At 68.9% G+C, this 13,396-nt stretch carries 10 protein-coding genes and 2 pseudogenes; 6 read left to right on the top strand and 6 right to left on the bottom strand.

Going from position 1 to position 13,396, the window contains the following annotated elements; translation table 11 throughout:
* Positions 1-122: 122 nt before the first annotated feature.
* Positions 123-887, bottom strand: a complete 765-nt coding sequence (locus tag OHB56_RS24550) for an IS5 family transposase (protein WP_326754170.1) — start codon at positions 885-887, stop codon at positions 123-125.
* A 212-nt stretch (positions 888-1,099) separates the two neighbouring features.
* Positions 1,100-1,908, bottom strand: a pseudogene (locus OHB56_RS24545) (IS5 family transposase).
* Positions 1,909-2,125: 217 nt separating this feature from the next.
* On the opposite strand from OHB56_RS24545, the gene OHB56_RS24540 reads away from it, so the two are divergent.
* Both OHB56_RS24540 and OHB56_RS24535 read left to right on the top strand, forming a co-directional pair.
* Positions 2,126-2,767 (top strand): hypothetical protein, encoded by a 642-nt coding sequence (locus tag OHB56_RS24540; protein WP_326754169.1) that lies wholly within the window; start codon positions 2,126-2,128, stop codon positions 2,765-2,767.
* Between the two features lie 668 nt (positions 2,768-3,435).
* On the top strand, positions 3,436-3,930 hold the full coding sequence (locus OHB56_RS24535; RefSeq protein ID WP_406355665.1) for a hypothetical protein: 495 nt from the start codon (positions 3,436-3,438) through the stop codon (positions 3,928-3,930).
* Here the strand turns inward: OHB56_RS24535 and OHB56_RS24530 are convergent.
* Entirely contained in the window at positions 3,884-4,354 is a 471-nt protein-coding gene (locus OHB56_RS24530) for a hypothetical protein (protein WP_326754168.1), read from the bottom strand. The two genes, OHB56_RS24535 and OHB56_RS24530, sit on opposite strands and share 47 nt — an antisense overlap.
* 150 nt (positions 4,355-4,504) lie before the next feature.
* Positions 4,505-4,804 carry a WXG100 family type VII secretion target gene (locus OHB56_RS24525; RefSeq protein WP_006133193.1) on the bottom strand — a complete coding sequence of 100 codons (300 nt, stop codon included), beginning with the start codon at positions 4,802-4,804 and terminating at the stop codon, positions 4,505-4,507.
* 331 nt (positions 4,805-5,135) lie between these two features.
* Here OHB56_RS24525 and OHB56_RS24520 point away from each other — a divergent pair, with 331 nt between their 5' ends.
* Entirely contained in the window at positions 5,136-9,869 is a 4,734-nt protein-coding gene (locus tag OHB56_RS24520) for an FtsK/SpoIIIE domain-containing protein (RefSeq protein ID WP_406355662.1), read from the top strand.
* A 404-nt stretch (positions 9,870-10,273) separates the two neighbouring features.
* Here OHB56_RS24520 and OHB56_RS24515 read toward each other — a convergent pair whose 3' ends face one another.
* A complete protein-coding gene (locus tag OHB56_RS24515) occupies positions 10,274-11,122 on the bottom strand; it encodes a menaquinone biosynthetic enzyme MqnA/MqnD family protein (RefSeq protein ID WP_055597694.1) in 849 nt (282 codons plus the stop codon).
* 311 nt (positions 11,123-11,433) lie between these two features.
* On the opposite strand from OHB56_RS24515, the gene OHB56_RS24510 reads away from it, so the two are divergent.
* Positions 11,434-11,637 (top strand): cold-shock protein, encoded by a 204-nt coding sequence (locus OHB56_RS24510; protein WP_003992177.1) that lies wholly within the window; start codon positions 11,434-11,436, stop codon positions 11,635-11,637.
* A 171-nt stretch (positions 11,638-11,808) separates the two neighbouring features.
* Positions 11,809-12,528 carry a class I SAM-dependent DNA methyltransferase gene (locus tag OHB56_RS24505; RefSeq protein WP_406355660.1) on the top strand — a complete coding sequence of 240 codons (720 nt, stop codon included), beginning with the start codon at positions 11,809-11,811 and terminating at the stop codon, positions 12,526-12,528.
* Here the strand turns inward: OHB56_RS24505 and OHB56_RS24500 are convergent.
* Complete coding sequence (locus OHB56_RS24500) at positions 12,523-12,702, bottom strand: hypothetical protein (RefSeq protein WP_406355658.1); 180 nt, start codon at positions 12,700-12,702, stop codon at positions 12,523-12,525. The genes OHB56_RS24505 and OHB56_RS24500 overlap by 6 nt on opposite strands.
* 131 nt (positions 12,703-12,833) lie before the next feature.
* Between OHB56_RS24500 and OHB56_RS24495 the strand changes: the two are divergent.
* Positions 12,834-13,385 (top strand): annotated as a pseudogene (locus OHB56_RS24495) (short chain dehydrogenase); the annotation flags it as partial.
* Positions 13,386-13,396 lie beyond the last annotated feature (11 nt).

Raw genomic sequence — 13,396 nt, 5'->3', positions numbered from 1 at the left:
CGAGGCGTGGTGCGTAGAGAACACCACCGCAACGACCAGGAGCCTCGTCTCGTCACCTCACCCTGCTGACCAGCCCATTTCACCCCTGCAGGACAGGATGAAAACGGTTCACTGAACCGTTTTCATCCTGAATATATGCAGGTCAGCAGGGTGTGGACGGCTTGGACGGCTGTGCCGATGCGGCGGGTGGAACAGCGGGCTCGTTGTAGCAGCCGCCAGGTTTTGAGCTGGGCGAAGGCGCGTTCGCCGGGGGCTCGGAGCCGGGCGTGGTCGCGGTTGAACTGCTGGTACTGCTGTGGCTGTTCATGGTGGTGGTAGTAGGGCGTACGGAAGGTGGCGCCGGCGCCCTGGTAGGCGCGGTCCGCCAGCACGAGGATCTGCCTGGTGAGGCAGGCCTGGACGATGCCGTGAGCGCGGGCCGCGGTCAGGTCGTGCGTGCGGCCCGGCGTCGCGCGGGAGAACCACAGCGGGGTGCCGTCCGGGCGGGCGACGACCTGCACGTTCATGCCGTGCTTCTTGTGTTTCTGGGAGTAGTACGGCTCGTCCGCGGCGATGCGGTCGATGGGGATGAGCGTGCCGTCGACGATGACGAAGTCTCCTTCGCCCAGGCCGACGAGCGCCTCGTGCAGGCCAGGTGCCCAGGAGGCCAGGACCTCAAGGGTCTCGTCCACATACCGCCATGCGGTCGCGGTGGAGACCCCGAAGCCCGCCGCGAGCTGGGGCAGCGTCTCGTTCTTGCGCAGGTGCACCAGCGCCAGCAGGGCCTGGTGGAAGCAGCCCAACTTGCGCCATCGCGTGCCGCGTTCACACCTTCGGGCGTAGATGAGCCACGAGACATGCTCGACCAGCTCATGGGGGACGTCGAGCGTGGCACGATACGGGACCAAGCGAGGCTCCTCGGACGAGGCGTGGTGCGTAGAGAACACCACCGCAACGACCAGGAGCCTCGTCTCGTCACCTCACCCTGCTGACCAGCCCATTTCACCCCTGCAGGACAGGATGAAAACGGTTCACTGACGCTGGTCCTCAGTACCCTCGTCCTCGCTGAACCCGCCTACGCAGCGAAACCGGTGGGTTCCGATAAGAGCTCGTAACACGATCATGAGTAGGCCTTCTTGAGGCGGCGCCAGCAGATCAGGCTGCAGGCCAGGGAGACGAAAGCGTCGTGAAGTTCGGTGCGTCGTTCCCACCGCACGGCGAGCCGTTTGAACTGGTGGAGCAGGGAGAAGGTCTGCTCCACGACGTAGCGGAGTCTGCCCATGCTCTTGATGTTGGGGGCGCCCTTGCGGGAGATCACCGGCAGGATCCGCCGCTTGCGCAGCTCGTCGCGGTTGGGGTTGGAGTCTTAGCCCTTGTCGCCGAGCAGGGCTTCGGGACGTCTGCGAGGACGGCCGGGGCGGCCGGCCACCGGCGGGATGCCGTCGACCAGGGCGAGGGTCTGGGTGACGTCGTTGACGTTGGCCGCGGTGGTGATGACCTTGAGCGGGGTGCCGCGTCCGTCGCGGATCAGGTGGTGTTTGCTGCCCGTCTTGCGCCGGTCGACCGGCGACGGACCGGTGTCGGCACCCCTTTTTTCGCCCGGATGTGGAAACCGTCCACACACGCCCTGGACCAGTCGAGCTGGCCGGCGGCGTTCAGTTCGGCGAGCAGGATGCGGTGGGGTTGGTCGAAGACGCCGGCCTGCTGCCACCGTTCCAGGCGGCGCCAGCAGGTCTGTCCGGAGCCGAACCCCAGCTCCAGCGGCAGAAGTTGCCAGGCTATGTCGTTGTGGAGGACGTACAGGATGCCCTGCAGACACAGCCGGTCGTCCACCGGCCGCGGCCCCGGCGCCCGCTCGGGCCAGGGCGGCAGCAGCGGCTCGATCAGCGCCCACAAGTCGTCGTCCACGATCCACGGCCGAGTACTCACACCCTCCCGAACGGCCGAATCACCCGACCGGTCACGCCCGACCAGGACATCTCAACAAGATCGTGTTACGAGCTCTCAGCGCCCTGATCGCGCCCGGCTCGGATCCCGCCTTCTACGACATGCTCGTGGAGTTGTTCGATGCCGTGATGGGCACCTTCCGCTGGAGCTATGCCTGAAGGCTCCCTTCTGCCGTGCCCCCCGAAGAAAGAGACCACTCATGTCCGAAGGCACCCTGTGGAGCACCGACCTCGGCGCCCCGCTCCACATCGACACGGATGCCAACCCAGACCTCTGGGGCTATCTCCACCTCCAGATCGACAAGAAGATCTTCAAGGAATGGCTGGACCTGCACCTGACCGGCCTGGCCACCATCCACGAGGTCGAACTCACCCGCAAACTCCGCCGATTCCACAAGAGCTTCTACGAGCAGACGATCGTCACGCTCCGGGACAAGCTCCAGGCCGACGAGGCGTTCGTCTACCACCCCGTTCCGCTGACCTACATGCCACTGGTGATGCACGCCACCCGCATCCGGTGCGAGGCCCGTGACGCGTCCTCCTGCGAGGGGATCACCGCGCTCACGGTGCCGCACCCGGACATCCCCGAGTGGCAGCAGCGAACCGGCAGCATTCCGTTCGCCTCGCCACACCTGGGCGCGGACGGGGTCCGGGTCACCCGCTCCTACCCTGCGGACAGCACCATCATGATGACCTCGGTGACGTACCACTGGCACACCCCGCCCGGCCTCCCCGACGTCCTGCTCCGCGGGCACCACGACGATCCGGAAGTGATCGCCGCGGCAATGGAGGCACTGGACGACTTCGCGCGGACGCTCCGGATTCCTGAGGCGGCCCATTGATCGGACGGCAAGCGCTTAATCGCATGCGGAAGGAAAGGTCGCAGAATGCGAGACGCGTTGCCGATGAAACGCCTCTTCGTCCCAGTCACCTTGAGCAACTCGGGTTCGGGAATTCGGATGCCCGCTCCGTGATCAACAGAATCCGTCGGAACAGTGAAACTTTTCCCAGTGCCGCAGCAGCGGCAGGGAAGTCCGAGACCTATTACAAGGTAGCGGTAGGTGCTGCAGTGACGGGCGCAACCACGGATGTCGCCGACAAGACGTTCGATGAAAGTCATACTTTCCCGACAAGCCGCTCAAATCGACCTATGAGAATTTCAAGGGAGAGACTGGCATGTTGTCACCGGCTTTACTGGTCTCGTATCGCGCCCTGGTCGAATTACCTCACGGGCTTTCCCTCCGCCAGAGAACTGAGAACGGAAGTACGGGCTCGTTTCTTCTTCGCATTGATACGGAGAGTTTCGCTTGGCACGTAGGGCCAAGCAGCACATGACAGAGGACCGCCTTGACATCCATGCCGAAGCGGGCAAATGGTGCTGGATCGGCAAGATCCCGCATCCCCCGCAGATTTCCTCCAGGCTGCGGGCAGCCCTCGGCTCCGCCCTGCCAGGCTCCCCCCACTGGCCATGGTCGGAGTGGTATTCGGTACACCCTTCATACCGCTCATCATGCTGCTGAGCCTTCTGGCGGAGGCGGAGAAAGCCGTCAAGCGTTTCCTCGACGTAAAGGAAGTGAAGGAGCGGCGGCGGGCCAAGAAGGAGGATGAGAAGCGCCGGGACGCCACCATCGCCCACCAAGGTCTCGACAACGTCTTCGACGGGAACTGGCACGGCGATGCCGGTCAGTTCCTGCTGTGTTGGTACGGCCACTCCACCCACCACGAGCGACTACTGCTCGCCACTCCGGACGGGATCGTCTTCGCGGCTCCGACCCAGCGCGTCAGCATGGGACGGGAGAAGCACCTGCAGGTCGTCGCCCGCCTGTCCGCCGACGAAGCCACCCTGGTCGACCCCTTCTCCGGTGAGTTCGAGACGCAGATACTGCTGATCCGTTTCCGTGACGGCTCCTGGCTGCGCGTCGACACGGAACGTTGCCCTTTACCTTCGCGCGGAACTCCTATCCTGCCTTGCTGTCCCAGGCGTCCACCTCGGCAACCGCCCTGAGGTTCTTGATCTGCCGGTCCAACTCCTCCGCGGTCCGGCGGAGTTGTTGACCGAGGGCGGCAACCTGCTCAGGGTCGCCGGGCACAGGGTCACTATCGGCAACCGGGTGCCAATCACGGGGCCGTACGGACACTCCCACTTCCCCCTTTTTGGGCGTCTTCGGCTTCTGGGCACCCCGGATCGCCCCGGCCAGCGCGTGGTCGATGTCCTCGTAAACCTTGGCCGCATCGTTGGCGAGCTTGGCCAGCGCCTTGACCTCATCGGTCAGTTTCTCGCGGTTGATCTCCCAGCTGCCGACGAAGTCCTCGAAAGTGCCCGCAAGATCCCGGTGCCCGAAGTCGTCCCCGCACTTCCCTGTGAGCTTTTCCAGCCTTTCGAAGGCCTTCCTCACGCTGTTGAACCCGGTTCCCATCTCTTTGATCACATCGAGATCAGCCCGAGTGTGGTCACCTTCACCAGACATGGCGCCCCCGTCTTCCCATCCCCGTTGCGCTCCCCCGCGCCCCCGCGCCCCCGGACCGGCGGTGCGGCAAGGCTCCGTGGCCTCGCCGCACCTCAAGGTCGGGACGGAGTCCTACTTGCGAGCGGCCTTCGCCAGTTCGTCGTCGATCTGCTCGAACTTGTCGGCGGCCATGGTCAGGTAGTCGCCCATGCCGTCGAGGCCGTCGAGCGTGGTCTTCGCGCCGTTGGTGAACTCGTCGAAGTTCTCGTCGAAGGCCTTGGAGGAGCTCTTCGTGACGTAGCCGGAGTTGACCAGGTTGTTGATGTACTTGCGGAGGCCGTCCAGCTTCTCCTGGAGCTTCTCCTTCTCCTTCACGACATGCTTGGCCGCCTCGCGCATGTCCTGATATGTGATGTCAAGGTCCTTGGCCATGAAGCCGTTTCCTCTCGCAACGCCGCAGGGCCAACCCCCGTGGCTCCCTTGTGTGCGGAACTGCCCGTCCGCCACCGCGCCCCCTGCGACACAGGAGCCGCCTGTGGCGAGCGGTGTGGTCGTCCGCTCTTGCGGCAGCAGCTTACGGGGGGCAACTGCGATGCCACATACCCGCTTTGTGGAGGCGGTGTTGTGAAGTCGTGTACGGCATTGCCAAGGGGAATGTCGTGTCTCCTCCCCACTGCCCCGGTCCCGTTCTCAGCGGATATCGTCACCAGGACTGTGGCTCGCGGGGTGGAAGCGGACACAGGGCCGCCTGGGGAGGACAAGCGTGCGCCTGACTCTGACCGTCGTCGATCCGTTCGGCGGGGACGCAGCCGATGTCGTACTCGACGCCGATCCCGAGTCCACCGTGGGGGACATCGCGGCGGAGCTGGCCGCCCAGGTCGGGCACAGCGGCGCCCAGGTGATTCCCATCGGGCAGCAGCGGCAGGGGCCGGTCGGCAGTGCGCCGCTCGTGTACGTGGACGGGTACGCCGTCGATCCCTCGGCGACCGTCATCGGGTCGCCGTTGCGCGAGGGGGCCGTGGTCTCGCTCCAGGATCCCTCCGGGTGCCTGCCCGGAGAGCCCACCGGGCTGGTCGAGCTGCGCGTCGTCGGCGGTCCCGCCGCCGGCTTCGTCCACCGGCTCGGGGTCGGGCGGTACGACATCGGCAGCGGGGCCGCCTCGGCCGTCCGCGTCGACGACCCCGAGGTCGACGCCCGAGCCCTCACCCTTTCCGTCGCCAAGGACGGCACGTGCCGCGTCACCATCCATCGTGACGGTGACGGCCAGGAGCAGGACCGGGACCGGGACCAGGACCGGGACCAGGAGCACGTCACCCTTGACGGGGTGCCCATCCAGGATTCCGAGGGCGACGGCCAGAAGGAGAACGACAAGGCGGAGAAGAAGGAGAAGAAGCAGAAGGGGGCCAAAGGCAGGGGCAGGAACAAGGGCGGCGCGGAGAGCGGCGGTGGGAAGAGCTCGAGCGCCGGTACCTACGACTGGCCCCTCGGGGCTCAGGTCGGGGTCGGGAACACGCTGTTCGAGCTCGGTCGGTACACGCCGCCCAACGCCGCCCTCAAGTGGTCCGAGGACGGGGTCGGGCTCGACTACAACCGGCCGCCCCGGCTGCGGCCGCCGACCCGGCAGACCACCTTCCGGCTGCCTTCGGCGCCCCGCGAGTACGAGCCGCGGCCGCTGCCCTGGCTGATGGCGCTGACGCCGCTGGTCGGTGCCGTCGTCGCCGTGCTGATCTTTCAGCGCTGGTACTACCTGATCATGGCGGGGCTCAGCCCCATCCTGCTCTTCGCCAACTACTTCAACGACAAGAAGCACGGGCGCAAGTCCCACGCCAAACAGGTCAAGGAGTACGAGGAGCAGAAGGAGCGGATCGAGAAGGACGCACAGGACGCGCTGGTCCAGGAGCGGGACGACCGGCGGCACGCGATCCCCGACCCCGCGGCTGTGCTGTCCCTCGGCACCGGGCCGCGCACCCGGCTCTGGGAACGGCGGCGCACCGACCGGGATCATCTGCTGATCCGGGTCGGGACGGGGCAGCTGCCCTCCGAGGTCGTGCTCGACGATCCCGAGCAGGACGACCACCGGCGCCAGGTGACCTGGAAGATCGAGGACGCGCCGGTCGCGCTCGATCTGCGGGCCCTGGGCGTCGTCGGCATGGCCGGGCCCGGGGATTGCGCACGGGCCCTGGGGCGTTGGGCGGTCGCGCAGACCGCCGCGCTGCACAGCCCGATGGACGTGCAGTTCTACGTGCTGAGCGAGAACTCGGCGCAGCCGTCGTGGGACTGGGTGCGGTGGCTGCCGCACGCCCGCCCCTCCAGCGGGCAGGACGTCAATGTCCTCATCGGAACCGACGCCGAGACCGTCGGCGCCCGTGTCGGCGAGCTGACGCAGATCCTCGACGCCCGCAAGAAGGCCGCCGAACAGAACCGGTCCCAGGGGACGACGTTCAGCGACCCGGACATCGTCGTCGTGTGGGACGGGTCGCGGCGGCTGCGGTCGCTGCCGGGGGTGGTGCGGCTGCTGCGCGAGGGGCCGGCCGTGTCCCTGTACGCGATCTGTCTCGACTCGGAGGAGCGGTTCCTGCCCGGCGAGTGCCAGGCGTTCGTCGTCGCCGAGCCCCGCCCCGAGGAACACGGCCGGGGCGGCCGGGACCGGCAGCACGCGCAGCCTCAGCAGGCGAGCGGGGGCTTCCCCTCCTTCCAGGCGTGGCACACGGCCACGCCCGAACCCGACCGCGCCGCCCGGCCGGACAAACTGCGGCTGCGCGTCGAGGAGGCGGGCGCGGAGCGCATCAAGGACGTACGGCCCGACTTCGTCCCGGCGGCCTGGTGTCTGCGTCTCGCCCGTTCCCTGTCCCCGCTGCGGGACATCAGCGGGGAGTCCGAGGACTCGGCGCTGCCCGGTTCCAGCCGACTGCTCGACGTACTGCAACTGGAGCCGCCGGCGAGCGACGCCATCGCGGCGCGCTGGCGGATGGGCGGGCAGTCGACGCTCGCGGTGATCGGCGAGTCGTACGACGGTCCGTTCGGTATCGACCTGCGCAAGGACGGGCCGCACGGTCTGATCGCCGGTACGACCGGCTCCGGCAAGTCGGAGCTGCTGCAGACCATCGTGGCGGCGCTGGCGGTGGCGAACACGCCGGAGAACATGACCTTCGTCCTCGTGGACTACAAGGGCGGCTCCGCGTTCAAGGACTGCGTCAAACTGCCGCACACCGTCGGCATGGTGACCGACCTCGACGCCCATCTCGTCGAGCGGGCGCTGGAGTCGCTGGGCGCGGAGCTGAAGCGGCGCGAACACATCCTGGCCGCCGCCGACGCCAAGGACATCGAGGACTACCAGGACCTGGTGCGCCGCGATCCCTCGCACGCTCCCGTGCCCCGACTCCTCATCGTCATCGACGAGTTCGCGTCGATGGTGCGCGACCTGCCCGACTTCGTCACCGGGCTCGTGAACATCGCGCAGCGAGGGCGCTCCCTCGGCATCCATCTGCTGCTCGCGACGCAGCGGCCGAGCGGTGTCGTCTCGCCCGAGATCCGGGCCAACACCAACCTCCGTATCGCGTTGCGCGTGACGGACGGCGGTGAGTCCAGCGACGTCATCGACTCGCCCGAGGCCGGGCAGATCTCCAAGAACACTCCGGGTCGCGCGTACGCCCGGCTGGGCCACGCCTCCCTGGTGCCCTTCCAGTCGGGGCGGGTCGGCGGGCGCCGGCCCGGGGCGGCGGACCCGGCCTCGCTCGCACCCTGGGTGGGCCCGCTGAGCTGGGAGGATCTCGGCCGGGCCGCGCTGGCCAAGCCGAAGTCCGAGGCCCGGGAGGACGACGAGATCACCGACCTCAAGGTGCTCGTGGACGCCGTGCGCGAGGCCAACAGCTCGCTCGGCGTCCCCGCCCAGCACAGCCCGTGGCTGCCCGCGCTCGACGAGACGCTGCTGCTCGACGACATCGAGGTCCCGGCCGTCGCACTCACCGCCGGGAGGCTGGCGCCCGCCCCGTACGGTGTGGAGGACCTGCCCGGCGACCAGGCCCGCCGTCCCGTCGCCGTCGACTTCTCCTCCTTCGGGCATCTGATGATCGGCGGTGCCCCGCGCAGCGGCCGCTCCCAGGTGCTGCGCACGATCGCGGGCTCCCTCGCCCGCACCCACTCCGTCGCCGACGTCCACCTCTACGGCATCGACTGCGGCAACGGCGCCCTCAACGCGCTGACCCGGCTGCCGCACTGCGGTGCGGTCGTGGGCCGGAACCAGACCGAGCGGGTGATCCGGCTGGTCAACCGGCTCAAGGGCGAACTCTCCCGCCGTCAGGACCTGTTGTCGGACAAGGGGTACGCCGACATCGGCGAGCAGCGGGCCGCTGCGGCCGAGGGCGAGCGACTGCCGCACATCGTGGTGCTGCTCGACCGCTGGGAGGGCTGGGTGCCCACGCTCGGGGAGATCGACCACGGCTCGCTCACCGACGAGCTGCAGACGATGATGCGGGAGGGTGCGAGCGTCGGCATCCACCTGGTCCTGACCGGTGACCGCACCCTGCTCGTCGGCCGGATCGCCACGCTCACCGAGGACAAGTACGGTCTGCGGCTCGCCGACCGCAGCGACTTCTCCTCGCTCGGCATTCCGGCCCGCAAGGTGCCCGAGGAGATTCCACCGGGCCGCGCCTTCCGCAACGAGGCCGGCACGGAGACCCAGTTCGCGCTGCTCGCCGAGGACACCACCGGTCAGGGCCAGGCCGCGGCGCTGACCGCGATCGGCGAGGCGGCCGCCGCCCGCGACGCCGACGTGCCGCGGGCCCGGCGCCCGTTCAGGGTCGACAGTCTGCCCAGCCGGATCTCCTTCCCGGAGGCGTGGGAGCTGCGGGACCCGGAGGCGTCGCGCTCCAAGCTGTGGGCGCTGGCCGGGATCGGCGGTGACGAGATCGTCGGCTTCGGCCCCGATCTCGCGGAAGGCGTACCGGCGTTCGTCGTCGCGGGGCCGGCCAAGTCGGGCCGTTCGACGGTGCTGATGAACATCGCCCAGTCGTTCCTCGCGCACGGCACCCGTCTGGTCGTCGCGGCGCCGCGCCAGTCGCCGCTGCGTCGACTCGACGGTACGGACGGCGTGCTGAAGGTCTTCACCGGTGACGACATCGACGAGGACGACTTCGAGGAGCTCATCGACGAGGCGTCGACCGAGGAGCCGATCGCCGTTCTCATCGACGACGGGGAGATCCTCGAGGACTGCGATGCCGGGAGCCAGATGAAGAAGCTCGTCTCGCGCGGCGCCGAACGCGGTCTCGCCCTCGTCATCGCCGGTGACGAGGAAGACGTGTGCAGCGGCTTCTCCGGCTGGCAGGTCGACGCCAAGAAGGCCCGCCGCGGCATCCTGCTCTCTCCGCAGGAGTCGTCCAGCGGCGACCTCATCGGCGTACGCCTGTCCCGCAGCATGGTCGGCGGCCAGGTCGTCCCCGGCAAGGGCATGCTGCACCTCGGCGACGGAGAACTGCGGACCGTGGTGGTTCCGGGGTGAGGCGCTACCGGATCTCTTCGACAGCCGCGACTTCGGGCTGCCCGAGTCCTTGCTGTCCGACTCGTAGACGAGGTCGTCGCCGGTCGGGGTGAGGTGGACGGTGTGGCGGGCCTGGTTGCAGACGCCGCGGTTGGACTTCGCCCCCACGGAGGTCGCGACGAGCCGCTTCTCCGTGACCTGCTTCAGGGTGAGCGGCACCGGAAGCCGCGGGCGTCCCGGGCCCCGGGCACTCGCCCCGCCACCCACCGGTCCGCCGCCATCCGCCGGTCCGGTGCCGCCCCCCGTCGGGGCCCCCCGTCCACCCCTCCCCCGTCCCCCCCCCCCCCCCCCCCCCCGTACGCGGGCGTCTGGCAGCAGGGCAAGTGGGAGGCTCCCGCCTCCTCACGGGTGCGGCGGGCCGGCTTTCACGGCTGGAGCAGGTCGACCTTCACGTCCGCCGGGAAGCCGGTCGTCGGTCCCACCCGGCGCGCGAACGCCTCGACCGCCGCCAGCTGCGGCGGGCCGAAGCTGAAGTCGAGGGTGGTGAAGTACTGGGCCAGCGTCTCCTCGTCGAAGGCCTCCCAGCGGGACGCCTGTTCGGCGACCTTGCCGACCTCCTCCAGGGAGAGGTCGCGGGAGGCGAGGAACGCCTCGTGCACCTTCCGGGTGATGACCGGCTCGCGCTCCAGGTAGTCACGGCGTGCCGCCCAGACGGCGAAGACGAACGGCAGCCCCGTCCATTGCTTCCACAGCGCGCCCAGGTCGTGCACGTCGAGCCCGAAGCGGGGCCCGTCGATCATGGTCGCGCGCAGGGCGGCGTCGCCGATGAGGACGGCCGCGTCGGCGTCCTGCATCATCAGGCTGAGATCCGGCGGGCAGGTGTAGTAGTCGGGCTGCACGCCGTACCGCTCGGCGAGCAGGAGCTGAGCGAGGCGTACCGAGGTCCGCGAGGTCGACCCGAGGGCGACCCGGGCGCCGTCCAGCCGGTCCAGCGGGACCTGCGAGACGATCACACACGACATCACCGGGCCGTCGCAGCCGACGGCGATGTCGGGAAAGGCGACCAGTTGGTCGGCGTGCTTGAGGAACTCGACCAGGGTGATCGGCCCGATGTCGAGATCTCCCTGCACGAGCTTCTCGCTGAGCTTCTCGGGGGTGTCCTTCGACAGCTCGAAGTCGAGGAGAGTGCCCGTTCTCGCAAGCCCCCAGTAGAGGGGCATGCAGTTCAGGAACTGAATGTGTCCGACGCGCGGCCGGGTGCGAGAATTGTCCACATCGCGAGGCTAGCCCTCATGCCGCGGGGCGGGTTCTCCGGCCCCGCCACCGGCCCGGCCGGCGCCCTGGCGCATACGGCGGAAGCGACGTTCAAACTTTCGGGTGAAGTGATCTTGACCTCTATTGCGCGCGGGGGGTCGCGTGCTAGGCTCGTCCGCAAGTTGCAGTTTGGTTTCCCTTGCAGTACAGAGCCTGCGGAGCATGTGACCGCGGGCTCTCGTCGTTCTCAGACGGATGCGATTGTGCAGAATTGGTCTTCACACTTGCTGGGTTCTGGAGCAGGGCAACCCTTTGGGCCCAAGGAGGGCTTATGGCTACCGGAACCGTGAAGTGGTTCAACGCCGAAAAGGGCTTTGGTTTCATCGCCCAGGAAGGCGGCGGCCCCGACGTCTTCGTCCACTACTCCGCGATCAACGCGAGCGGCTTCCGCTCCCTCGAGGAGAACCAGCAGGTGTCCTTCGACGTCACGCAGGGCCCCAAGGGCCCGCAGGCGGAGAACGTCACCCCGGTCTAATCCTCTCCGATCCGGGAACGACTAGCAGTACCCAAGGAGCCCCCGCCGTCAGGCGAAAAGGGGCTCCTGCCTTTTCCCACCGCTGAACCGCCACTGAACCACGGCGGAACCCTGGCTGAATCACGGCGGGCCCCCCTCGGAGCGGTGTGAGCACGGCTAGGCTGCCCGCCCATGACGGACACCGCCCCGGCCCTCGACCACGTCGTCGCCACCCGTACCTTCTACGACGCCATCGCCGAGGACTACGCCGACCGCTTCCGCGACGTTTTCGCCGCCCAGCACCTGGAGCTGGCGCTGCTGGCCGGATTCGCCGGGCTCGTCCGAGCGAGCGGTACCGGCGGCGAGGTCGCCGACCTCGGGTGCGGCCCCGGGTGGGTGACGGCCCATCTGGCCTCCTGCGGCCTGGACGTCTTCGGCCTCGACCTGTCGGCATCCATGCTCGCGATCGCCCGCCGCGAGAACCCGGGCCTGCGGTTCGAGCAGGGTTCGATGCTGGAGCCGGACATCCCGGAGGGCACGCTGGCCGGCATCGTCTCGTGGTACTCGAGCATCCACACCCCGCAGGACGGGCTGCCGGCGCTCCTCGCCGGTTTCCGCCGGCTCCTGGCGCCCGGGGGCTACCTGCTGCTCGCCTTCCAGGCAGGCGAAGGAGTCCGTCACCTCGAACGTCCATTCGGCCACCCGGTCATCCTGGACTTCCGGCGACGCCGCCCGGACCGGATGGCCGAGCTCCTGGAGGCGGCCGGGTTCACGCTCGTCCTGCGCTCCGAGCGGGCCGCGGACGAGGAACAGGGCGAGTCGACCCCCCAGGCGTTCCTCATCGCCCGCACACCGCACGTCGGCCGCTCGGCCGGCCACTCCCCGGACCACGCGGCCGCCGACGGTTCATGAGCCCGGGTAGAACCCCTCCACCTCCTCCACGAAGTCGCGGAGGATCACTTCGCGGCGCACGGCGGCCGGCCGCGTCGGCCGCGCGGGCTCCACCGACCGTGCGGACCCCACCGGTTCGCGCGGCTCCACCTGTTCGCGCGGTTCGCGCGGCTCGCTCGGTTCCCGAGGACTCATCTCGATCCGCTCCTCACACCGACGTAGGATTACCGCCGGTAGCCTTACTTCAGAGTAAGTTCTGCTGAAACACGTGCACCAGCACGTACGCGCAGACGCACACCGGACGTGTCCAGGGCTGGGAGTCGCACATGGCCGACCGCTGTCTGAGCTTCACCGGGACCATGCCCGGCCGTTTCCTGAGCCGTCGGCCGGGTCTCCCCCGGCCGGCCTCGCCGAAGCGCTGGTCAGCGGCTCGGCCGGACCTCGGCGGCGGTCTGCTCCACCTCACCGCGGGCAAGTCCGGCCTCGGCCTCGCTCCCGTCCTCGCCCGCACCGGACTCTCCACGGGCGAGCCCGGCGACGCGAACGACACCGGCCGCCCCGCCGCCGCCGTCCTGGACGCCACCGGGGTGCGCGACATGGATGACCTCGCCGGGGTACACGCGGCCCTGCATCCCGTCGCACGGTCGGTCGCCGCGAGCGGCAGGGTCGTCCTGCTCGGCTCCCCGCTCGACGCCGCCGACCACCACCAGGCCGCCGTCCAGCAGGCGTTGGAGGACTTCACCCGCCCCCTGGGCAAGGAGATCGGCCGGGGCCGCGCCACGAACCTGGTCCGCCTCACCGACGCGGACGCCGCCGAGACCACCGCCAGGCTCGCCCACCCACCCTCGGGCGCGGTCAACGGACAGGCCGTACGGGTCTGCGGCCAGAG

This window comes from Streptomyces sp. NBC_01635 (assembly GCF_045209715.1).
Lineage (GTDB): Bacteria > Actinomycetota > Actinomycetes > Streptomycetales > Streptomycetaceae > Streptomyces > Streptomyces hirsutus.
This window is presented reverse-complemented; position numbering and strand designations above follow the sequence as displayed.

Bases quoted from the DNA above. Each gene is read 5' to 3' on its own strand.
- OHB56_RS24535 (WP_406355665.1), top strand. From the start codon at position 3,436: ATGCTGCTGAGCCTTCTGGCGGAGGCGGAGAAAGCCGTCAAGCGTTTC.
- OHB56_RS24500 (WP_406355658.1), bottom strand. From the start codon at position 12,702: ATGAGTCCTCGGGAACCGAGCGAGCCGCGCGAACCGCGCGAACAGGTG.
- OHB56_RS24510 (WP_003992177.1), top strand. From the start codon at position 11,434: ATGGCTACCGGAACCGTGAAGTGGTTCAACGCCGAAAAGGGCTTTGGT.
- OHB56_RS24540 (WP_326754169.1), top strand. From the start codon at position 2,126: ATGTCCGAAGGCACCCTGTGGAGCACCGACCTCGGCGCCCCGCTCCAC.
- OHB56_RS24505 (WP_406355660.1), top strand. From the start codon at position 11,809: ATGACGGACACCGCCCCGGCCCTCGACCACGTCGTCGCCACCCGTACC.
- OHB56_RS24525 (WP_006133193.1), bottom strand. From the start codon at position 4,804: ATGGCCAAGGACCTTGACATCACATATCAGGACATGCGCGAGGCGGCC.